20 protein-coding genes are annotated in these 22,362 nt (G+C 36.9%); 18 read left to right on the top strand and 2 right to left on the bottom strand.

Annotation, left to right across the window (positions count from 1 at the left end):
- Positions 1-104: 104 nt before the first annotated feature.
- Entirely contained in the window at positions 105-524 is a 420-nt protein-coding gene (locus BUB45_RS03265) for an organic hydroperoxide resistance protein (protein WP_073005204.1), read from the top strand.
- A gap of 82 nt (positions 525-606) precedes the next feature.
- Here BUB45_RS03265 and BUB45_RS03260 read toward each other — a convergent pair whose 3' ends face one another.
- A complete protein-coding gene (locus BUB45_RS03260) occupies positions 607-2,313 on the bottom strand; it encodes an Rqc2 family fibronectin-binding protein (protein WP_073005202.1) in 1,707 nt (568 codons plus the stop codon).
- 144 nt (positions 2,314-2,457) lie between these two features.
- Here BUB45_RS03260 and BUB45_RS03255 point away from each other — a divergent pair, with 144 nt between their 5' ends.
- The 15 genes from BUB45_RS03255 to spoVM all read left to right on the top strand — a co-directional run bounded on the left by BUB45_RS03255 (position 2,458) and on the right by spoVM (position 19,287).
- A complete protein-coding gene (locus BUB45_RS03255; RefSeq protein ID WP_073005200.1) occupies positions 2,458-5,112 on the top strand; it encodes a calcium-translocating P-type ATPase, SERCA-type in 2,655 nt (884 codons plus the stop codon).
- 207 nt (positions 5,113-5,319) lie between these two features.
- Positions 5,320-6,204: a YicC/YloC family endoribonuclease gene (locus tag BUB45_RS03250; protein WP_073005198.1), complete on the top strand. Its 885-nt coding sequence runs from the start codon at positions 5,320-5,322 to the stop codon at positions 6,202-6,204.
- A 587-nt stretch (positions 6,205-6,791) separates the two neighbouring features.
- Positions 6,792-7,055, top strand: a complete 264-nt coding sequence (gene remA / locus BUB45_RS03245) for an extracellular matrix/biofilm regulator RemA (RefSeq protein ID WP_073005196.1) — start codon at positions 6,792-6,794, stop codon at positions 7,053-7,055.
- An 11-nt stretch (positions 7,056-7,066) separates the two neighbouring features.
- Entirely contained in the window at positions 7,067-7,684 is a 618-nt protein-coding gene (gmk, locus tag BUB45_RS03240) for a guanylate kinase (RefSeq protein ID WP_073005195.1), read from the top strand.
- Positions 7,681-7,896 (top strand): DNA-directed RNA polymerase subunit omega, encoded by a 216-nt coding sequence (rpoZ, locus tag BUB45_RS03235; RefSeq protein WP_101934024.1) that lies wholly within the window; start codon positions 7,681-7,683, stop codon positions 7,894-7,896. Before gmk ends, rpoZ begins: the two co-directional genes overlap by 4 nt.
- A 164-nt stretch (positions 7,897-8,060) precedes the next feature.
- The gene (coaBC, locus tag BUB45_RS03230; protein ID WP_073005191.1) at positions 8,061-9,269 is read left to right on the top strand and encodes a bifunctional phosphopantothenoylcysteine decarboxylase/phosphopantothenate--cysteine ligase CoaBC; all 1,209 of its coding nucleotides are present in this window, start codon (positions 8,061-8,063) and stop codon (positions 9,267-9,269) included.
- Positions 9,270-9,271: 2 nt separating this feature from the next.
- On the top strand, positions 9,272-11,680 hold the full coding sequence (gene priA / locus BUB45_RS03225; RefSeq protein ID WP_073005189.1) for a primosomal protein N': 2,409 nt from the start codon (positions 9,272-9,274) through the stop codon (positions 11,678-11,680).
- Positions 11,681-11,697: 17 nt separating this feature from the next.
- Positions 11,698-12,639: a methionyl-tRNA formyltransferase gene (gene fmt, locus BUB45_RS03220; protein WP_073005187.1), complete on the top strand. Its 942-nt coding sequence runs from the start codon at positions 11,698-11,700 to the stop codon at positions 12,637-12,639.
- Between the two features lie 5 nt (positions 12,640-12,644).
- Positions 12,645-14,000, top strand: coding sequence for a 16S rRNA (cytosine(967)-C(5))-methyltransferase RsmB (gene rsmB / locus BUB45_RS03215; RefSeq protein ID WP_073005185.1), 1,356 nt, complete (start codon positions 12,645-12,647; stop codon positions 13,998-14,000).
- Between the two features lie 200 nt (positions 14,001-14,200).
- Positions 14,201-14,962: a Stp1/IreP family PP2C-type Ser/Thr phosphatase gene (locus tag BUB45_RS03210; RefSeq protein ID WP_073005183.1), complete on the top strand. Its 762-nt coding sequence runs from the start codon at positions 14,201-14,203 to the stop codon at positions 14,960-14,962.
- Positions 14,962-16,977 (top strand): Stk1 family PASTA domain-containing Ser/Thr kinase, encoded by a 2,016-nt coding sequence (gene pknB, locus BUB45_RS03205; RefSeq protein WP_342068337.1) that lies wholly within the window; start codon positions 14,962-14,964, stop codon positions 16,975-16,977. The genes BUB45_RS03210 and pknB overlap by 1 nt, the downstream gene beginning before the upstream one ends.
- Positions 16,978-17,856 (top strand): ribosome small subunit-dependent GTPase A, encoded by an 879-nt coding sequence (gene rsgA, locus BUB45_RS03200; protein ID WP_073005179.1) that lies wholly within the window; start codon positions 16,978-16,980, stop codon positions 17,854-17,856.
- Between the two features lies 1 nt (position 17,857).
- A complete protein-coding gene (gene rpe / locus BUB45_RS03195; protein ID WP_073005177.1) occupies positions 17,858-18,520 on the top strand; it encodes a ribulose-phosphate 3-epimerase in 663 nt (220 codons plus the stop codon).
- Between the two features lies 1 nt (position 18,521).
- A complete protein-coding gene (locus BUB45_RS03190; protein ID WP_073005175.1) occupies positions 18,522-19,163 on the top strand; it encodes a thiamine diphosphokinase in 642 nt (213 codons plus the stop codon).
- Between the two features lie 40 nt (positions 19,164-19,203).
- The gene (spoVM, locus tag BUB45_RS03185; RefSeq protein ID WP_073005173.1) at positions 19,204-19,287 is read left to right on the top strand and encodes a stage V sporulation protein SpoVM; all 84 of its coding nucleotides are present in this window, start codon (positions 19,204-19,206) and stop codon (positions 19,285-19,287) included.
- Between the two features lie 194 nt (positions 19,288-19,481).
- Here the strand turns inward: spoVM and rpmB are convergent, their stop codons facing one another.
- A complete protein-coding gene (rpmB, locus tag BUB45_RS03180; RefSeq protein WP_073005172.1) occupies positions 19,482-19,670 on the bottom strand; it encodes a 50S ribosomal protein L28 in 189 nt (62 codons plus the stop codon).
- A gap of 543 nt (positions 19,671-20,213) precedes the next feature.
- Here rpmB and BUB45_RS03175 point away from each other — a divergent pair.
- Entirely contained in the window at positions 20,214-20,576 is a 363-nt protein-coding gene (locus tag BUB45_RS03175; protein ID WP_073005170.1) for an Asp23/Gls24 family envelope stress response protein, read from the top strand.
- Positions 20,577-20,674: 98 nt separating this feature from the next.
- Entirely contained in the window at positions 20,675-22,330 is a 1,656-nt protein-coding gene (locus tag BUB45_RS03170; protein WP_073005169.1) for a DAK2 domain-containing protein, read from the top strand.
- Positions 22,331-22,362: the final 32 nt, after the last annotated feature.

The following is a 22,362-nucleotide window of genomic DNA, read 5'->3' as shown; positions in this document are numbered from 1 at the left end:
ACCCTGTTACTTGCAAATCATAAAGTAATGGTGACATACAGAAATCAAGTGTTTAAGTAATTTTGATCATGGGATTATGGTCTATAAAAAAGGAGTGCTTAAAGATGGCAAATGTAATTTTTACATCGAAGGCGACAGCAAAAAATGGACGTGATGGTCATGTACAATCAGATGACGGTTTAATTGATCTTAAACTAGTAAATCCAGCTACGAATAAAGAAGACAAGGGGTCAAACCCAGAACAGCTTTTTGCAGCAACATATGCATCTTGTTTTGATGGTGCCTTAAATTTAGTTGCTTCCAAAGAAAAGAAAGAAATTGATTCCTTGACGACAGCAGCTGTTAGCTTTCTAAAAGATACGGACGATAATGGTTTTAAAATCGGTGTAGAGTTAACAGTGAAAATAAAAGGTGTTGATCAAAACGAAGCAGAGGAACTTGTGGAAAAAGCGCATCAAGTATGTCCTTATTCCAAGGCGACTAGAGGAAATATCGATGTACACTTAAAACCACAAGCTGTTTAAATTTGAAAACATTTATCTTGCTAAATAAGTTAGCGATCAAAGAAGGCTTTCGCCACTATACTTGGCGATTAGCCTTCGTTTTTTATGGTGTTAATTTGTGGATGAGTTGTTCATTAGGCGTAACAAAAACTGTTTTTTGATTATCATACGTTACAAAGCCTGGTTTTGCACCATTCGGTTTTTTTACGTGACGAATTTTTGTATAATCTACTGGAACGGACGAGGATTGACGTGATTTACTAAAATAAGCTGCAAGTTGAGCTGCTTCCAATATGGTGTCTTCTGAAGGAGTAGCGGAACGAATAATAACATGTGAGCCAGGTATATCTTTCGTGTGCAACCAAATATCATCGCGAGCAGCTAATTTCATCGTTACATATTCATTTTGTTTATTATTTTTACCGACTAATATTGTTGTTCCGTCAGATGCAATATATTTTTCAGGTACTGGTTTGGCTGTTTTTGCTTTCTTTTTCTTGGTTGCTTTCTGTTTTTTTAAATAGCCTTCATCGCGAAGTTCTTCACGAATCTCTTCAATATCCTGTATGCTTGCTGTTTCAATTTGCTGAAGTAATCTCTCTAAATACTCCATTTCCTGCTCTGTTTTTGCTATCTCCTCCTTCACTTTTAATTCTGAAGTTTTTAGTTTTTGATATGTCTTAAAGTATGCCTGTGCATTTTCACTTGGTGTTTTCAATGGATTTAAATCAATGGTTAACTGTTTTTGTTCAGGGTCATAATAGTCTACTACGGTTATTTGCTTGTCACCCTGCGTTACGAGATGTAAGTGAGCTGTCAGCAATTCTCCTGCTTTCTGGTAGTGTTCTTTTCGTTGCGCTTTTTGCATCGTTTGTGCATGCTTTTTTTGTTTCCGTTTATTTTTAGCTAATTCATTTTTTAACAAGCGTGCTAAATCCTTCGTTTGCTGTTTCACTCGATCTCTTTCTGCTTTTCCAGTGTAAAACTGGTCAAGCATGCCATTTGTTGTCAAGAAAGTTTGTTTTTCTCCTTTTAAATGCGTTAGTGGGAGAACATGATAATCTTCTTTTTGATTTCGATAGATCACAGGAGTAAAGTCTTTATCTAACAGTTGTTGCTGCATGTCAGTAAATATTTGCTCATATACTTTCTCATTACCTAAATGGGCTTGATGAACAATCTCTTTGGCAACGACAGGTGAAAATCCACTAAGTAGGTTTACAATTTGGGTGTCTAATTTTCCAGCATTAAAATCTAGCTTTTTAATAAGTTGTTCTGGACGGATTAAAAGCGGATTTAATTTATTTTGTTCTGGTGGCAGCTGATAAGTTTGTCCAGGTAAAATGGTCCGGTGGCGATTTTGCCAGCTGGAAACATGTTTTAAACTATCGATAATATGTCCATCTTCCCCGTCTACAAGCAATAAATTGCTATGGCGCCCCATAATTTCCATTATTAATTTTTTCTCGGTTATGTCTCCAATTTCATTTCGTGAATGTATTGTGAATTGGATAATTCTTTCCAAACCCCGTTGTTCAATTTTTTTAATGATGGCTCCAGATAAATATTTTCTCAACACCATACAAAACATTGGTGGTTCTTTTGGATTTTGAAACATTTCTTCGGTTAGGTGTATTCGGGAGTAAGTAGGGTGGATAGAACATAAAAGAACCGTATTCTGTCCACGATTTCGAATGGTAAATAATACTTCCGTTTCCGTTGGTTGATAGATTTTTGTTATTTTCCCCGCTGTTAATTTGGTATGCAGTTCGTTCGTTGTCGCGTACGTTACTATACCATCAAATGGCATCTTAATCACCTCAATGGTAATTATAGCATTTTTGTGGACAAGTCTGCATACATATCATATATGGAAAGAGGTAGTACAAAGGAGCAACCGATCGAATAGAACTCTTTTAAAAGATTGAAAGGTAAGAATCTGGAGGAATGCAGGATGAAATGGTATCAGTTAGAAGTAGAAGATGTAGAAAAAAAATTGCACGTTACTGCTAACCGTGGTTTATCTGTTAAGCAAGTGGAAAAAAGACGTAAGCAATACGGAGAAAATGTTTTAGAAGCGCAGAAAAAAATGTCAAAATGGTTGATTTTTATAAAGCAATTTCAAGATTTTATGGTACTTGTTCTGTTAGCAGCGACATTAATTGCGGGTCTGTTAGGTGAATATATTGATGCAATTGCAATTATGGTTATTGTAATCGTCAATGGTTGTATCGGTTTTTTTCAAGAGCAAAAGGCAGAAAAATCACTTGATAAATTAAAAGAATTATCAGCCCCTATGGCTTATGTTCTACGTGATAAAAAATGGGAAAGAATTCCTTCCAAACATGTAGTTGTTGGCGATATTGTTCGGATTTCAAGTGGTGACCGTATACCAGCAGATATACGGATTATTCGTTCAGATAGTTTAGAAACGGAAGAATCAGCACTAACCGGAGAATCGCTTCCAGTATCAAAACATGCCCAAGCTATCCACCGTGCTAAATTAGATGCGCAAGATCAAGTTAATATGGGATTTATGGGGACATTAGTCACTCGCGGAACAGGAATTGGCATCGTTGTTGGCACTGGCATGCAGACGGTTATGGGGCAAATTGCTTCTCTAATGGCAAATACAAAGAAAGTGATGACACCTCTAGAGCGTAAACTTGCAGAATTAGGTAAGTTTTTAATTGTTATTGCCTTACTTCTTACTGCTTTAGTCGTCGTATTAGGTGTTATACAAGGTCAGCCAGCTTATACGATGTTTTTAGCCGGTGTTTCGCTTGCAGTTGCTGCTATTCCGGAAGGCTTGCCAGCTATTGTAACGGTCGCACTTTCCCTCGGTGTTCAACGTATGATAAGAAAAAAAGCAATCGTTCGTAAATTGTCCGCAGTTGAAACATTGGGATGTGCTTCGGTTATTTGTTCAGATAAGACGGGAACAATGACGGAAAATAAAATGACAGTAAAGGAAGTATTGCTTCATGGAAAACAGCTATATGTAACTGGTGATGGATATGATTTACAAGGAGATTTTTTTTACAACGACGAAAAAATAAAGAACAGTTCTCCTCATTTGTCAACGATGCTTTTATATGGTTTGCTTTGCAATCAAGCTTCACTTGCTAAAAAGAAAGGTAAATATACCATTGATGGTAATCCAACTGATGGGGCATTAGTTATTGCTGCTAGAAAAATCGGACTAAGTGAAGAAGATAAACAAGCCTATAACATTATTAAGGAATTTCCGTTTGATTCCGATCGTAAACGGATGAGTGTCATTGTGGAAGATAAGGAGAAACGTCGCTTTTTAATTACGAAAGGTGCACCAGAAGTTTTATTACCTCGATCAGCATATGTGTTAGAAGAAGAAGGAAAGCAGCTTCTAAAAGCCCAAAAGCAAGTTGCAATTGAGCAAGCTATTAATCAAATGGCTGAAAAAGCATTACGTACACTAGCTATTGCTGTAAAGCCGTTGTCCAATGATGAAGATGCTTTATCATCTGTTCTTGAAAAAGATTTAACTTTTATCGGTGTTTACGGGATGATGGATCCACCTCGGAAAGAAGTAAAGAAAGCAGTTCAAGAATGCCGTAACGCTGGTATTAAAACTGTCATGATTACAGGAGATCACGCTAAAACGGCTCGGGCGATTGCGTTAAACTTAGAACTAATGCCAGAAGATGGGAACGTACTAGAAGGATATCAAATGAACAATATGTCTCAACAAGAATTGGAAGATACGATTGAAGATGTTTATGTGTTTGCACGTGTTACCCCAGAACATAAATTAAGGATCGTCCATGCTTTTCAACAAAAGGGGCATGTGGTGGCGATGACAGGTGATGGCGTAAATGACGCACCTGCTATAAAAGCGAGTAATATTGGGATTAGTATGGGGCAAAGCGGAACAGATGTAACAAAAGAAGCCTCCTCGCTTATACTAATGGATGATAATTTTGCTACGATAAAAGCTGCAATTGAAGAAGGACGAACGATTTATGAAAATATACGAAAATTTATTCGCTATTTGTTAGCTTCCAATGTTGGTGAGATTTTAGTTATGTTGTTTGCTATGTTACTTTCCTTACCATTACCACTTGTACCTGTACAAATTTTATGGGTGAACTTAGTTACAGATGGACTACCAGCAATGGCTTTAGGGATGGATAAAGCAGAAGGGGATGTGATGAAGAAACATCCAAGGAGTATAGATGAGGGAGTATTTGCCCGTGGACTAGGCTATAAAATCATTAGTAGGGGGATCGTAATTGGTGCTGTCACCCTCATCGGGTTTATCATTGCGTATCAAAATGACCCAACTCATCTAACTTATGCCCAAACAATTGCTTTTACCACATTAGTAATGGCGCAATTGATTCACGTATTTGATTGTCGGAGTGAGCGGTCTATTTTTGCAAGAAACCCATTTGAAAATATGTATCTTGTATTAGCTGTGTTGTCATCTCTTGTACTGTTATTAGTCGTTATTTATTGGACGCCACTACAACCTATTTTTCATACAGTATCTTTAAATTTAAGAGACTGGGCGTTAATCTTAGCTCTTAGTGCGTTACCGACCGTTATTTTTGGTTTCACTAAAAAATAATAGTAACTATTTGAGCGTGCCGTCGTAACATATGGCACGCTCCTTTTGCATGGAGGACGAAGTGACTATTTATTTTCTTAAATCAACTGTCTTTTTCTCTATACATTAATAATGACTAGTATTGAGATTGTAATAGAACGGACAACCATATCTCTTTTCAATAAAAAGGAACTGAGGGTATAATACGATATAGATGGAGTGATTAGTATGGCAAAAAGTATGACGAGCTACGGAAGAGCGAAGGTTGGTACGAATGAGCTAACGATAGCAGTTGAGGTTAAAACGGTGAATCATAGATATTTTGATGTAAGTATGAAAATCCCAAGTCAATGTATATTTTTGGAGGATCAACTTAGAAGGATACTCCAAACCTTTTTTCAACGTGGAAGAGTAGAATTATATATTCAAATTTATGGAGAAACATTACTACAAAAAACGGTGGAAGCAAATTGGGACCTAGTAGATCAATACATGGTGCAGTTACAAGAGTTGAAGCAGCGATATCAGCTTAATGGAGATTTGCCAATGACGGTTATTACTAGCTTTCCAGAGATATTTTCTGTATCCGAAAAGGAGAACAACATATCGGATGAATACATTTCCTTGTTAATGAATGCAGTCAATCATGCGAGTAAACAAGCATTAGAAATGAGGGAAAAAGAGGGTGTCTCTCTATTAAAAGATTTACGGACACGTATACATAATCTAGTACAATATGTAGAAAAAATAAAGGGACGTCAACCGTTTGCTTTAACTGCACATCGAGAGCGAATTAAACGTAGAGTATCCGATCATTTTATGGAAGAACCGCTACAAGATACAGCTAGATTATATCAAGAAATTGTTTTATTAGCTGAAAAAGGCGATATTACTGAAGAAATAATACGTATGCATAGCCACTTAGCACAGATGGAGCAAACAATCATATTAACAGAGCCGATTGGAAGGAAGTTAGAATTTATTGCTCAAGAATTACTTCGTGAAGCAAATACAATTGGTTCGAAATCCGTTGATACAGTAATTAGTGAATATACCATTTTGATTAAGAGTGAAATTGAAAAAATTAAAGAACAAGTGCAAAATATGGAGTAATAGTTGTGTTAAGCACCTTTTTTTACGTATAATATGAATAAAGGTTGAAAACATATTTGTGACTTCATTCGTGTTTAACTAGCAATCGTTTATAAATCTTATCTATTAACGCCAACATTTTTATATGTAACTATAGTAATACTTTGTTAAAAACAGCCTGCATTCATAACCGGAGTTTTTCTATCTTCTCGTGCAAACACCTTGAACAGGGTATCCATGAGCATTAGAAAGACTTGGCGATCGCCAAGTCTTTCTAGCGATAAAACACCATCGCTTTGCTTATACATAAACCCTGAAAATTTTATACTTCCCTATAGTGTAACAAAGGAAGGCGTTCTTATCTTATATCATTGATATAAAAATTGAAATGGAATTGTTTTTATAACATAATTGTTAAAAAAGTGATATGAAGGCCCGGTTCAGTCGCAAATGTCTTGTTAAGAGAAAAATCGTTAAGGAGTATCGCTTCGTTATAAAAACGAAGCGAAGCAATGTAGAAATAAGGGACATTTGTAATACACTATTTAAGCAATTTTTAGAACGGAATATAAAAATTATAGAGAGAAAGAATATACGGAGGGTTCATATTGAGTTTACGACTAATAAATATTGGTTTTGGGAATGTTGTTTCAGCGAATCGAGTGATTTCTATTGTCTCGCCTGAATCAGCTCCAATCAAACGAATTATTACAGTTGCCAGAGAAAATAATAAGTTAGTAGATGCAACTTACGGAAGACGAACAAGAGCAGTTATCATCACAGATAGTGATCATGTAGTACTGTCTGCAGTTCAACCTGAAACAGTGGGTCAACGTGTATTGAGTCATGAAGAAATTACAGACGATAATTAGGAGGAAATAATTTGATTGAAGAAAAAGGGATTCTTTTTATTCTTTCAGGGCCTTCCGGAGTCGGGAAAGGAACAGTGCGTAAAGCGTTGTTTAATCAAGATACAGATTTAAAATATTCCATTTCTATGACGACCCGTGAAAAACGTCCAGGAGAAAAAGAAGGCGTAGATTATTTTTATAAATCCAAGCAGGATTTTGAGCAACTAATTAAAGAAAACCAGCTGTTAGAATATGCGAAATATGTCAATAATTATTATGGTACACCCCGTGAATATGTAGAAAAAACATTGGAATCAGGGTATGATGTATTTTTGGAAATCGAAGTACAGGGTGCTTTACAAGTTAGGGAGAACTTCCCCGAAGGTGTGTTTATCTTTTTATTTCCACCTAGCCTTGAGGAGTTAAAAAATAGAATTGTTCATAGAGGAACAGAATCTCAAGACCTTGTCTTAAACAGACTAAAAGAGGCAAGAAAAGAAATTGAGATGATGGACAAATACGATTATGTAGTTGTAAATGATGATGTTGCTCTAGCTGTGAAAAAAATTCAAGCGATTATTCAAAGTGAACACTTAAAGCGGGAGCGCATTGCAAAACAATATAAACAATTATTGGAGGATGAATTATAATGCTAGACCCATCGATTGACTCTTTATTAAAAAAAGTTAACTCAAAATATAGCCTTGTTACACTCGCTGCCAGAAGAGCTAGACAAATTAGCGAAACGAAGAAAGTGTTAATTGATAACCCAAAATCCTATCAATACGTTGGTATGGCACTGGAAGAAGTTCAAGCAGGAAAGTTATTTATTGACGAAGAGGCGGGAAAAAGTCAATTATAAGGAATGTCTCCCAGTTGCAGGGATGATGAAAGAGGTTATCATAATGAAGCGTAGAGACTCCCTCGCAAATATAGTTGCGAGGGAGTTTCTGCATAGGCCTATTTAAAATGAAGTAACAAATACAACATGGTCAACTGGAAGATGAAAAGAAAGGGGCAAAAACCATGGTTTATTCCAAAAATATTGTATTGGGTGTATCTGGAGGGATAGCAGCTTACAAGGCTTGTAGTCTCGCTAGTAAGTTGACACAGCAAGGAGCAAATGTAAAGGTGATCATGACTGATAATGCAATGAAATTCGTTACACCTTTAACATTTCAAGCGCTTACCCGTAACCCTGTATATACGGACACATTTGATGAGAAAGACCCAGAAAGAATTGCTCATATCGATGTGGCTGATTGGGCTGATATTATAATTATTGCTCCAGCAACTGCAAATATAATCGGAAAGCTTGCCAATGGAATTGCTGATGACATGTTATCGACGGTATTACTTGCTACCCAAGCAGATGTATATATTGCTCCTGCAATGAATGTGCACATGTATGCACATTCAGCAGTTATAAAAAACATGCAAACTTTAGTAGAATGGGGGTATCATTTTATCGAACCTGGATCCGGTTATTTGGCTTGTGGTTATGTAGGAAAAGGCAGATTAGAAGAGCCGGAGCAAATTATACAAACGATAGAAGTACATCAACAGAAAAAAGCACAACTATTTCTAAAAGGAAAGCAAATGTTGATTTCTGCTGGACCGACACAAGAAAAAATAGATCCAGTTCGTTATTTTACGAATCGTTCTTCCGGAAAAATGGGCTTTGCGATAGCAGAAGCAGCTGCTAATGCAGGTGCTTCCGTTACGTTGGTAGCTGGTCCAAGTCAAATGCAAGTGCAACATCATCAAATTGAAAGAGTGGATGTTACAACTGCTGAGGAGATGTATGAAGCTATGCTGGAGCACGCTACTAAAAGTGATATTATCATTAAAGCTGCAGCTGTTGCTGATTATCGTCCGAGCATCACGTATGATCATAAAATGAAAAAGCAACCTGGTCCGTTATACCTCGAGATGGAACGTACAAGAGATATATTACAGACGTTGGGTGACCAAAAAGAGGATCAGTTTCTTGTAGGATTTGCTGCTGAAACAGAAACACCGATCGAAAATGGTTATAAAAAGTTGCAGAAAAAGAACCTTGATGCAATTATTGTTAACGATATTTCTCTTGAAGGTGCCGGATTTTCTGGGGACACAAATGCCGTTACGTATTTGAATAAACAAGGGAGAGAGGAAAAGCTCGCTTTGAATACAAAGCAGGTGATAGCTGAACAAATTGTTAAACTGATTCATGAAGACTTGGAGGGTCAATAATTGTGAATATAGCAAAAGTAATTGTCGATGTTCCAGCTAGTTCCATCGACCAGACGTTTGACTATCTCATTCCAGAAAAATTTCTTGATATTGTTGCTCCGGGGGTTCGGGTTATTGTGCCATTTGGTCCGAGAAAAGTGATGGGATTTGTAGTAGAAAAGGCAAGTAGCTCTGAATTCTCTAAGCTAAAGTCTCTTAATGATGTTCTTGATCTTGAACCTGTATTGACAAAAGAATTATTACGTGTTGGAAAATGGTTAGCTTATGAAACGATAAGTTTGCAAATAACGACCTTTCAGGCGATGTTACCACAAGTATTGAAAGCCACTTATAAAAAGGAAATCGTACGTCTTTCAGAAGCTCGTTTGTCTGAGGAACTGGAATTTTTGTTTGCAGGTAGAGATGTTGTTCCATATGAAGAATTTATTGCTTCTGATATAAGATATATTCGTTTGTCAGAAGCGGTACAAGCTGGCGATATAGCAATTGAGTATTTAGTAAAGTCTCGAATCACAAAAAAATTTTTAACGATGGTCCGTCCTGCCAAACCGTTGCATGAGTTAGAGGAAGCGGCTTTAGACTTATCTAAACTAGCCAAAAAACAGAAGCAAATTCTTCACTTTTTTTTGCAAAACCGAAAACCAGTTGAAAAGCGCTATTTGCTTAAGCAGCTACGTACAACGGATAGCACAGTAAATGCATTACGTAAGAAAGGATTGTTAGAAATTTTTCAACAAGAGATTTATCGTGATCCTTACGCAGTCGGAGATTTTACTAAAACAGAACCGTTATTATTAACAGAGCAACAAGCAGAAGCGATTAAACCTATAAAAGAAACAGTAACAAACAGACAGCATGATGTCTTTTTATTACATGGTATAACGGGAAGTGGAAAGACAGAAATATATTTACAAGTTATTCAGGAAGTCATTGAAAAAGGAGAGGAAGCTATTGTCCTTGTTCCAGAAATATCGTTAACGCCACAAATGGTTAAACGATTTAAAGGAAGGTTTGGTTCGAATGTAGCAGTCATGCATAGCGCTTTATCTGCAGGTGAAAAATACGATGAATGGCGTCGCATACAACGTAAAGAAGTACAAGTTGTTGTCGGTGCAAGGTCAGCTGTTTTTGCCCCATTTGAAAACTTAGGTGTCATTATAATCGATGAGGAACATGAATTGACCTATAAACAGGAAGATCAGCCGCGTTATCATGCAAGAGATGTTGCCATTCAACGGGGAATGAATCATCAATGCCCTGTTGTTTTGGGAAGTGCAACGCCAATGTTAGAATCTTATGCTAGAGCAAGTAAAGGTGTTTATCAACTAGAAACGCTTGACAAACGAACAAATGACAAGCCGTTGCCCCCAGTAGAAATTGTAGATATGCGTAAAGAATTACATGCTGGTAACCGAACGATGTTTTCTAGATCCTTGAAAAAAGAAATAGAGGCCTGTTTGCAAAAAGGGGAACAAATCGTACTATTATTAAATCGGAGAGGCTACTCTACATTCGTTATGTGCCGAGATTGTGGTCATGTTAAAGAGTGCCCTTATTGTGATATTGCTTTAACTTATCATAAGCATAGTCATCGGTTAAAATGTCATTACTGTGCATATGAGGAACAAATGCCGACGCAATGTCCAGATTGCGGAAGTGAAACCATTCGCTATTTCGGAACAGGCACACAAAGGGTTGAGGAAGCTTTATTAAAACTAATACCAGAAGCGCGTGTTATTCGCATGGATGTTGATACGACAAGGAGAAAAGGGTCCCATGAAAAGCTACTGCACCAATTTGCAACGAAACAGGCTGATATTTTGTTGGGTACACAAATGATTGCTAAAGGGCTTGATTTTGAAAATGTCACATTAGTTGGCGTATTAACCGCAGATTCTATGCTGCATTTGCCAGACTTTCGTTCATCTGAAAAAACATTCCAAATTTTAACGCAGGTAAGTGGTCGCGCAGGTAGACATGAATTGAATGGGAAAGTTATTGTGCAAACATATACTCCTGATCATTATAGCATTCAACTAGCAAGTCAGTATGATTATCAAAGCTTTTATAAAAAGGAAATGGTCATGCGAAAAACATTCCATTACCCACCCTATTTCTTTTTAGCACTTATTACTGTTACACATACAAACCAAGTGAAAGCCGTTCACACAACACAACAATTTGTACAAAAATTATCCAGTGTTGTTCATAATCAAACGATATTATTAGGTCCGACTCCATCTCCTATACCGCGAATAAAGAATAGATATCGATATCAATGCATGATAAAATACAGAAATGAACCGCATTTACAAACAAAACTTCGGAAGATTGCTGCGCTTTTTTCGGAGGAAATAAAAAAAGAAGATTTGTTAATTTCAATTGATATGCAACCGTATCATTTAATGTAAAGAAAGTAGGTAATGAAATGAAGCGAATTGTATTTATGGGAACTCCCGATTTTGCAGTACCGATTTTACGGACATTAATAAACTCTCCTTATGAAGTTGTTCTTGCTGTTACCCAGCCTGATCGACCTAAAGGAAGAAAAAGGGTGCTTAGCCCCCCACCAGTGAAATTGGAAGCAGAGAAACATCATATTCCTGTTTTTCAACCAGAAAAGTTAAAGGATAATTACGAAGAGATATTGACATATCGCCCTGATTTAATCATAACCGCAGCTTATGGTCAATTATTGCCTAACGCGTTATTAACTGCACCTCCATATGGATGCATTAATGTACATGCTTCACTATTGCCAGAATTACGAGGCGGAGCGCCCATTCACTATGCCATTATGGAAGGTAAAAAAGAGACAGGTATTACGATTATGTATATGGTAGAAAAATTAGATGCAGGTGATATGCTGACACAACAAAAGGTGTCGATTGATGCACATGATCATGTTGGTAGTTTACATGATAAATTGGCCAACGCAGGTTCGAAATTACTAGAGGAAACCCTTCCTAAACTATTTGTAGGCGAATTAAAAGCAATGAAACAAAACCACGATCAAGCAACCTTTGCTGCTAATATCAAACGGGAGCAGGAGGAAATTGATTGGAATAAACCTAGTCACGTGATATATAACCATGTTCGTGGCTTACATCCATGGCCAGTTGCCTATACGACGTTGCAAGACAAACCAATGAAAATTTGGTGGGGAGAACCGATTGATAAGGTGTATGACGGACAACCTGGAGAAGTTGTCGAAAAACCAGATAACTGTGCTTTTATCGTTGTTTGTGGGGACAAGAAAGGTTTCCGTATCACAGAAATACAACCAGCTGGTAAAAAAAGAATGAAAGTTAAGGATTATTTACAAGGTAATCCGAATCGAATTCAAATTGGTCAAGTAATGGGTGAATAATGATAATGAAAACAGAATCGCTACGAAGCAAAGTGTTAGATACATTAATACGAATTGAAAAAGATCAAGGATACAGTCATTTACTTGTAAATCAAGAATTAAGATCAGGTGATATTTCTCCAAAAGACGAAGCATTATTTACGGAGATCGTTTACGGTACAGTGCAGCAACAAATTACATTAGATTATTATTTGGCGTCTTTTTTAAATCGAAAGAAAACTCCTGATTTATGGGTAAAGGTGTTATTAAGAATGTCTATGTATCAAATGGTATATTTAGATCGTATACCAGATCATGCGATTATTCATGAAGCTGTTGAGATAGCAAAAACAAGAGGACACAAGGGTATCGCATCCTATGTAAATGGAATTCTACGTACCGTGCAAAGACGAGGTGTCCCTTCTACAGCATCTATCAAGGACGATGCAACCAGAATTTCAATTACAACAAGCCATCCTAAATGGTTAGTGGAACGTTGGATCCAACAGTATGGAAAAGAGACGACAGAAGCAATGTGTAGAGCCAATACCAATCACAAGCCATTGTCTGTTCGTATTCAACCTCTGAAAACAAATAGGGAAGAAATAATGCAAGAAATGGCGGAAAGTGGTTTTAAAGTGCGTCCTTCCTTTTTTTCTCAACAAGGAATCATTGTTGAAGAAGGGAAAGTGTTAAAGAGCAAGTGGTTTAAAGAGGGCAAGCTCACGATCCAGGATCAATCCTCTATGCTTGTAGCAGAAATCTTACGTGTACAACCTGGTATGCATGTACTTGATACGTGTAGCGCTCCTGGTGGAAAAGCTACCCATATAGCTGAGAAAATGGAGAATAGAGGAAGAATCGATGCTTACGACCTTCATAGTAAAAAGGTGAAGCTTATTCAAGCAAAGGCAAATGAACTTGAATTGTCCATTATACATCCGTCTAAAGAGGATGCGCGTAATTTACAAAGGATGTATCAAAAAGGAAGCTTTGATCGGATTTTAGTTGATGCACCTTGCTCAGGATTGGGTGTTATTAGAGGGAAGCCAGAAATAAAATATCATAAACACGAACAAGATATAGAACGGTTATCTCTCATTCAACAGGAAATACTGGAAACAGTTGCTTCTTTATTAAAGCAAGAAGGTCTGCTTGTATACAGCACATGTACGGTCGACCAACAAGAAAATGAACATGTTGTTCGTGCTTTTTGTGACAAACATCCTTCTTTTGAAGTGGACCAGACATTTTTTTCTGATTTGCCACGACCCTTACGTGATTCAGCAGGTGTAAGTGAAATGGGTTTACAAATCTTCCCTCACTCATTTGAGACGGATGGTTTCTTTATGACACGATTAAAGAAAAAATGGGTAAAATAGACTTCTTTTCTGGGAGGTAATGTGTAATACTGTAGTTGTATAAACAATACGTCGTGAAATAAATGGCGTACAGAAGAGAATCTTTTTTCTTGAGAAATATTTAAACAAGTATTTTTAAGCTTGTAGTTACAGAGGAATGCTAGCTTTTCGTTATGGTTTAAAGCGAAGCTGCGTTTCTCTCAGAATAAGGGAGTGAAATAATGAAAGCTCATTTTTTAACAGATCGCGGGCAAGTCCGAAGTCATAATGAAGACTCTGGAGGCGTGTTTTATAATGTTGCAGGCCAGGCACAAGCCATTATAGCTGATGGTATGGGCGGGCACCAAGCTGGTGATGTTGCTAGTCAAATGGCTACCAGATTGCTACAAGATAAATGGGAAAAAACACAACAAGTAGACACCCCGGAGATGGCTGAAGCATGGGTGAAAGATGCTGTTCAAGAAGCGAATACGGCTATTTTTCAGCATGCTCAAGAACATGAAGCTTGCCATGGGATGGGAACGACCATTGTTATCGCGATTATTCTTGATGATGCTTTAACGATTGCACATATTGGTGATAGTAGGGCTTATGTAATCAATAATGAGCAGATGAAACAGATTACCGAAGATCATTCCTTTGTAAATGCTCTTGTTCAATCAGGACAAATTTCTAAAGAAGAGGCTGTTTACCACCCACGAAAAAATGTCGTTTTAAAGGCTCTGGGGACAGAAGAAAATGTTACATGTGATGTTCGCACATTGAGTTTAGAACAAAATGATTTGCTGTTACTATGTACAGACGGATTAACTGATAAATTAACAGATGACGAAATTTATTCCATGATATATTCTGGTGAGGAACTTTGCCATATTGGGAAAAAGATGATTCAAGTAGCAAATGAACGTGGCGGTGAGGATAATATTTCTCTTGTTTTAATACAACACGATAAGCCTGAAGAGAGAGCAGGTGAATCATCTTGATGAAAGGGCACCTAATTAATGATCGCTACTTGATTAAGGAAACAATTGGCGGTGGTGGTATGGCAAATGTTTATTTAGTCAGAGATACCATTTTAGAAAGAGATGTAGCGCTTAAAAGTTTGCGGTTGGAGTATGCAAACGACCAAGAGTTTATCGCTCGTTTTGATCGCGAAGCGCATGCTGCTACAAGTTTAAATCATCCAAATATCGTTAATATATATGATGTAGGTGAAGAAGATCATTTACTTTATATGGTCATGGAATATGTAAAAGGCATGACTTTAAAAGAATACATACAAAATAAAGGTCCCATAGAAGTTAAGGAAGCATTGGATATTATGGGACAAATTACCTCGGCTATTTCTCATGCGCATGAGAATGGTATTGTGCATCGTGACATAAAGCCGCAAAATATTCTAGTTGATACAAATGGTCAAGTGAAAGTAACAGACTTCGGAATTGCTGTTGCTTTAAGTGCTACTTCGTTAACACAGACAAATTCAATTCTAGGATCTGTTCATTATTTATCACCAGAGCAAGCAAGAGGAGGAATGGCTACCAAAAAGTCCGATATTTATTCGCTTGGGATTGTTTTATATGAATTATTAACAGCAAAGTTACCTTTTTTGGGACAATCAGCTGTTTCTATTGCTTTAAAGCATTTGCAAAATAATACACCTTCTGTACGAGAGTTTAACGCAAGCATCCCGCAAAGTGTAGAAAATATCGTTTTAAAAGCAACAGCCAAAGACCCGTTCCACCGTTATGAAACGGTGGATGATATGCAAGATGCACTAGAAACAGCACTTGATCCAAACAAACGAAATGAACCAATGTTTATTCCACCGATAGAAAAGGGGGAAGAAACGAAGGCAATTCCAATTATTACAGATCAGGTAGAAATGTCACCTAATGATGAAACCATCATTCATACCTCTAACACAACTAAATCTTATACAGAGCCCGAGAAGGTAGTAGATAAAAAGCAACCTGATAAAAAAGTAAAGAAACAACGACCGAAAAAGAAAAAAAGCAAGAAGAAATGGGTTATTTTAATAGGTAGCATACTTTTACTTGTTGCTGGATTATTAGCAATGTACTTTTTTACCGATTTATTCCAACCAAAAGATGTTACTGTTCCTGATGTCACAAATATGACATATAGAGAAGCAACGACCAAGCTAGAAGATTTAAACTTAATTGTAGATAGGCAAGAAGTTTTTTCAAATGAAATAGAAGAAGGTGAAGTCGTAGGTACTGATCCAAGCGCTGGCGCTACAATAAAGGAAGAATCAACGATTAAATTATTGATTAGTAAAGGCAAAGAAACAGCTTCTTTCGCTGATTATGTGGGAAAAGATTTTAAACAGGTAAAACGTTTGCTAGAAGAAGATGGTTACGAGGTGTTAGATCCATACGAAGTCAATTCAGACAAACCAATTGGAGAGGTTATTGAACAGATTCAACCTAGTCCAGAAAGTGAAGTTGTACCGAGTGAGACAAAGGTAATCTTCCGCATTAGTAGTGGGCCTAAGACAGTTCGTTTAAATAATTTAAAAGGGATGACAGAAGCAGAGGCTGAAGAATATTTAAAAAACTATGGTCTAAAGATGAATAAAGAAACAGACCATTCTGATACAACGCCAGAAGGAGAAGTTATTCGCCAAGATCCACAAACAGATACTGAACTGGAAGAAGGTGCAACAGTAACCGTAGTCATTTCTTCCGGGCCTGAAGAAATGCCTCCTAAAACGCATGAAGTTGCTTATACAGTTCCTTATAAACCTAAGAAAGAGACAGAGGAGCAAGAAGAACTTCCAGAGCAAACGGTGACTATATATATTGAAGATATGGAGAATGAATTATCTGAAGTTTATATGGAGGAAAAAATAACCGAAGATACAGAAGTAACTTTCTCACTTACAATTGCACCGGATAGCGAGGCCGAATACATTATAAAACGAGATGGAGAAGTCATTTCGAATAAAGTAATAGCATATAAAGAAGGTGAATAGATGGCAAAAGGGAGAATAATTAAAGCTATAAGCGGCTTTTACTATGTACAAGCTGACGGAGATATGTACCAATGTAAAGGTAGGGGAGTTTTTCGTAAAAAAAAAATAACCCCGTTAGTTGGTGATGTAGTAACTTTTGACTTTAGTGGTGACAATGAAGGATATATTTTAGAAGTACATGAAAGAGATAATGAATTAATTCGCCCGCCGATTGCAAATATTGATCAAGCAATTATAGTTACTTCTGCAATGAAGCCTGCTTTTAATGCAACATTGCTTGATCGTTTCCTTGTTTTAGTAGAATCCAATTTGATTAAGCCAGTTATCTTCTTTACCAAATTGGATGTCGCGGAACAGGAAAGAGATCGATTTGAAAAATATCAAAAAGATTATCAAAAAATCGGTTATGACGTGGAGTTACTATCCGTTAAGCATTCCGATCATACATCCATTTTGAAACGGTATTTAAAAGATAAAATTACAGTCATTGCTGGGCAATCGGGTGTAGGGAAAACAACATTACTCAATGCAATAGACCCTTCTCTTGCATTAAAAACAGGGGAAATTTCGGATAGTCTTGGTCGAGGAAGACATACAACAAGACATGTGGAATTACTTCCTATGTTTGGCGGACTTGTCGCAGATACACCTGGTTTCAGTTCTTTGGAATTTCAAGATCTAGGCGCATCTGAACTAGCTGATTATTTTCCAGAAATAAGAGAAAGAAAAGCAAATTGTAAATTCCGTGGTTGCATGCATATGAAAGAGCCTAAATGTGCCGTTAAGCAAGCGGTTGAAGACGGTGAAATAACGGATTATCGCTATGACCATTATGTGCGTTTTTACGAAGAAATCAAATCAAGAAAAGCGAGGTATTAATATGATAAAATTAGCACCATCGATTTTAGCTGCAGATTTTGCTCGTTTAGGAGAAGAAGTGAAGGAAGTAGACCAATTTGGAGCTGACTATATTCACGTCGACGTGATGGACGGTCATTTTGTACCAAATATTACTTTAGGGCCGCCAATCGTTGAAGCAATTCGCCCTGTAACAAATCTTCCTTTGGATGTCCATCTTATGATTGAAAATCCAGATCAATATATACCTTCATTTACTAAAGCAGGAGCGGATATCATTACAGTGCACCAAGAAGTTTGCCAACATTTACACAGGACTATTCAGCTTATCAAAGAGCATGGAATGAAAGCAGGCGTAGTTATTAATCCTGCTACTCCGGCTGAAACGTTACTACCTATTTTACCTGATATCGATATGATTTTAATTATGACAGTTAATCCTGGATTTGGCGGACAATCGTTTATTGATAGTACGTTAGGAAAAATAAAATTAGTAAATAAGTGGCGTAAAGATTTTGGTTTTTCTTTTGAAATTGAGGTTGATGGAGGGGTTAACTCCAAAACTGCCAAACGATGTGTAGATGCTGGTGCTGATGTGCTCGTAGCGGGAAGTGCTATTTTTGCCCAAGAAGATCGTAACAAGGCGATGCAGGAAATTTTACAGGCAGTAAAGGGGTCTAATTAACGTGACTGTTGTGGGCATTGTAGGTAATGCACCTGGACACCATCCTGATTTAAAAACATACAAGGAAGAGGTGGATTTTTGGATAGGTGCTGATCGAGGCGCATGGGTTTTAGCTACTTGCGATTTGCCAATTACCTATGCTATTGGGGATTTTGATTCTACAACGAAAGAAGAAAAATTGCTAATTGATAAACATGCACAATATGTGCATGTTTATCCTTCTGAAAAGGACGAAACAGACTTAGAATTAGCTTTAAACAAAGCCTATGAACTTGAGCCGGACACAATCTATTTATTTGGTGTATCAGGAGGGCGTAAAGATCACGAGTTCATCAACGTACAATTGCTCTATGCTATTTTATCGAAAGGGATTCGTGGAATTATAATAGATATAGCGAATTATTTAGAATTAACGTTTCCAGGTAAGTACACAGTTTTACATGATATCAATTATCCGATCATTTCTTTCGTGCCTTTTTCGAAAGAAGTGAAAGGTATTACGCTAACACATTTTTACTACCCTTTAACAAATGCGAATATTTCATGGGGGTCCACGTTATGTATTTCAAACAAGCTAATTAGAAATAGTGGTACTTTTTCTTATAAAGAAGGCATATTATTATTAGTAAAGAGCCGTGATTAGATTTCTAGTTAGTTTTGTTTGTAAAGAGGAGGGCGAACTCATGAAATTTTATACGATTAAGCTCCCAAAGTTTATAGGTGGATTTGTAAGAGTGATTATTGGTACATTCAAGAAAGAGAAGTAAAATGCAAGAAGATGAGTGAGGTATAAATTATTTTGAAAAATTGGCCATGAAATTGATCATGGCTTGTTTTTTTATACCCTAGAGAATTAAAGGTATATAGTATAAGAAAAACTAAAATAATACATTATAATTCTATATAAATAAGCACCTTTAGTAAAAGGTGCTTATTTATAACTAATGTGTGAAGCTGTATATTATACGCGTTCCACTTTCCCTGATTTTAGGGCGCGTGCAGAAACATAAACTTTTTTCGGTTTACCATCTACCATAATGCGTACTTTTTGTACATTAGCTTTCCATTTTCGCTTGTTTGAATTCATTGCGTGAGAGCGGTGGTTTCCAGTGCGAGTCTGGCGTCCAGTAACAACACATTTTCTGGCCATGCTATCCCTCCTACTTCTTTCATTTCAAGTTAAATCTCATACTTATATAATTTACCATAACATTAGTTTATTTGCAATTATTGTTTTGGGTTGGTATGTGTCAAGTTTTTCTCAACATATTATAACCTTCATATTTCCATCACTATTCATATAAACTTTTACTGTCCTTTTAATGCAACGACTGTTTTATAAATGCAAAGTGTAGCTATTGACCGCTGCGGAAAAACACTACGTTTTCCCTCTGGACAAGGAAGGTTACGACAGCGAGACATCGCACAAAGGAAATGACTGTTCATTTTCGAGGAATTTCCGTTAAAATTTCTAAAGCATATTGTTTAGATCAAGCTTTGCAAAATTTTTCCTGGTAAAGGAAAAAAGTAGACAATCTATAGAACATCAAGAAAAAACGCTTGACAGATGCATGGAAATCGTACATTGTAAGAAGGGGTAATTTTATATTGCAATCATCTTTGACTTTTAAAATATAGTTGCATGTAGTAGAATGATTTTAGAATGTGAGCAGGTACTAAAAGGAGGATTCAAATGTCCATTGAACTGCATACAAATGATGGTCAAGTAACAATAACAAACGAAGTAATTGCAACGATTGCCGGAGGGGCTGCGGTAGAGTGTTACGGTATTGTTGGGATGGCTTCAAAAAGCCAAATACGCGACGGTATTGCGGAGATTTTACGTAAAGAAAATTTCTCTAAAGGTGTTATTGTTCGCCAAGAGCAACATCATCTCCATATCGACATGTATATTATTGTAAGTTATGGTACAAAAATATCTGAGATTGCTCATAATGTTCAATCAAAAGTTAAATACACGCTAAATCAATCACTCGGTTTGGAGATTGATTCTGTCAATATTTATATTCAAGGAGTTCGTGTTACTCAAGAATAATTTATTAACTATGAAACGTATGACTATATACGATTTGTCTTAGCGTCTGTTTCTTAACAGACGCTTCTAAGTTCTTGATTAGAGGAGGAAAATTTAACGTGAGTTTACAACAAATCGATGGCAAGAGACTGGCACAAATGATTTTGTCTGGTGCTCATCATTTGTCCAATAATGCCAAGAGAATTGATGCATTAAATGTTTTCCCTGTACCAGATGGCGATACAGGGACGAATATGAACCTAACGATTACTTCTGGGGCAAATGAAGTGAAAAATATCCAAAGTACTCAAGTATATGAAGTTGCGCAGGCATTTTCCAAAGGGCTCTTAATGGGCGCAAGAGGGAATTCAGGTGTTATATTATCGCAAATATTTCGTGGTTTTGCAAAAGGGTTGGGAAAAGAAGAAGTTGTTACAACGAAAGGGCTTGCAAAAGCATTTGAGAGTGCTGTATCCACAGCATATAATGCTGTAATGAAGCCAGTTGAAGGAACTATTTTAACTGTGGCAAAAGATTCTGGAAATAAGGCGGTTGCGATCGCAGAAGATGAAACAGATATTATTACCTTAATGGAGGAAGTTGTAGCTGAAGCGAAAGCTTCTTTAAAGCGCACACCTGACCTGCTTCCTGTATTAAAAGAAGTTGGAGTGGTGGATTCAGGTGGACAAGGATTAGTAACGATTTATGAAGGCTTTTTAGCTTCCTTAAAAGGGGAAGAGCTACCTGAAGGCACTTCAAATATTAATATGGATGAAATGGTTAATGCAGAGCACCATAAAATAACACAAGATTTTATGAATACCGAGGATATCAAATTTGGTTATTGTACGGAGTTCATGGTAAAATTTGAAGAAAAAAAGGTAAGCAACCACCCTTATGATGAAGAAGCATTCCGTCAAGAATTAAGCAACCATGGTGATTCTTTATTAGTTGTAAGTGATGAAGAACTAATAAAAGTGCACATTCACTCAGAATATCCTGGAGAGTGTCTCACGCTAGGGCAACGCTATGGAAGTCTTATTAATATGAAAATAGAAAACATGCGCGAACAGCATACGGCGTTAGTTGGGAAGAAAGAAAATAAATCTAAAGAACCAGTAGAATATGCCATTGTTACAGTGGCTATGGGTGAAGGGTTAAAAGAATTGTTAGAAAGTTTAGGTGCCTCTGTCGTTATTCAAGGTGGTCAAACGATGAACCCAAGCACACAAGATATTACGAACGCTATTAGACAAGCAAATGCTAAAAAAGTGCTTCTGTTACCTAATAACAAAAATATTTTTATGGCAGCAGACCAAGCGGCAGAATTAGCAACGGAAGATGTTCGAGTTGTACCAACCAAGACTATACCTCAAGGTATTAGCGCTATGTTGGCGTTCCATCCAGATCACGATCTAGATACGAACCAAAAGGCAATGGATGAAGCTAGAAAAAATGTAAAAACTGGTCAGATTACATATGCCGTTAGAGATACACAAATGGATGGTATTACTATCAAAAAGGATCATTTCATGGGTATTGCAGACGGGAAAATTGTCACTACCGATGCAGATAAAATGGAAACTGTTAAATTATTATTAGAAAAAATAATAACAGAAGACGATGAAATTTTAACTGTATTACAAGGTGAAGATGGTACGGATGAAGAAACCCAAGCGCTTATTGCCTATATTGAAGAAAAATATGAGGATATTGAAGTAGAAGTTCATAATGGGAAACAACCAATCTATGCCTTTATTTTTTCTGTAGAGTAATTTTCAACTTGGTATAGTAAGCAATGGAATAC

The organism is Virgibacillus chiguensis (assembly GCF_900129865.1).
Lineage (GTDB): Bacteria > Bacillota > Bacilli > Bacillales > Amphibacillaceae > Virgibacillus > Virgibacillus chiguensis.
The sequence above is the reverse complement of the archived record's forward strand: the minus strand, read 5'-3'. Positions and strand labels throughout refer to the sequence as shown.

What these genes read in the sequence shown, in the direction of transcription:
- BUB45_RS03265 (WP_073005204.1), top strand. Translation starts at nt 105, where the DNA reads ATGGCAAATGTAATTTTTACATCGAAGGCGACAGCAAAAAATGGACGT.
- BUB45_RS03260 (WP_073005202.1), bottom strand. Translation starts at nt 2,313, where the DNA reads ATGCCATTTGATGGTATAGTAACGTACGCGACAACGAACGAACTGCAT.
- BUB45_RS03255 (WP_073005200.1), top strand. Translation starts at nt 2,458, where the DNA reads ATGAAATGGTATCAGTTAGAAGTAGAAGATGTAGAAAAAAAATTGCAC.
- BUB45_RS03250 (WP_073005198.1), top strand. Translation starts at nt 5,320, where the DNA reads ATGGCAAAAAGTATGACGAGCTACGGAAGAGCGAAGGTTGGTACGAAT.
- coaBC (WP_073005191.1), top strand. Translation starts at nt 8,061, where the DNA reads ATGGTTTATTCCAAAAATATTGTATTGGGTGTATCTGGAGGGATAGCA.
- fmt (WP_073005187.1), top strand. Translation starts at nt 11,698, where the DNA reads ATGAAGCGAATTGTATTTATGGGAACTCCCGATTTTGCAGTACCGATT.
- rsmB (WP_073005185.1), top strand. Translation starts at nt 12,645, where the DNA reads ATGAAAACAGAATCGCTACGAAGCAAAGTGTTAGATACATTAATACGA.
- BUB45_RS03210 (WP_073005183.1), top strand. Translation starts at nt 14,201, where the DNA reads ATGAAAGCTCATTTTTTAACAGATCGCGGGCAAGTCCGAAGTCATAAT.
- pknB (WP_342068337.1), top strand. Translation starts at nt 14,962, where the DNA reads ATGAAAGGGCACCTAATTAATGATCGCTACTTGATTAAGGAAACAATT.
- rsgA (WP_073005179.1), top strand. Translation starts at nt 16,978, where the DNA reads ATGGCAAAAGGGAGAATAATTAAAGCTATAAGCGGCTTTTACTATGTA.
- rpe (WP_073005177.1), top strand. Translation starts at nt 17,858, where the DNA reads ATGATAAAATTAGCACCATCGATTTTAGCTGCAGATTTTGCTCGTTTA.
- spoVM (WP_073005173.1), top strand. Translation starts at nt 19,204, where the DNA reads ATGAAATTTTATACGATTAAGCTCCCAAAGTTTATAGGTGGATTTGTA.
- rpmB (WP_073005172.1), bottom strand. Translation starts at nt 19,670, where the DNA reads ATGGCCAGAAAATGTGTTGTTACTGGACGCCAGACTCGCACTGGAAAC.
- BUB45_RS03175 (WP_073005170.1), top strand. Translation starts at nt 20,214, where the DNA reads ATGTCCATTGAACTGCATACAAATGATGGTCAAGTAACAATAACAAAC.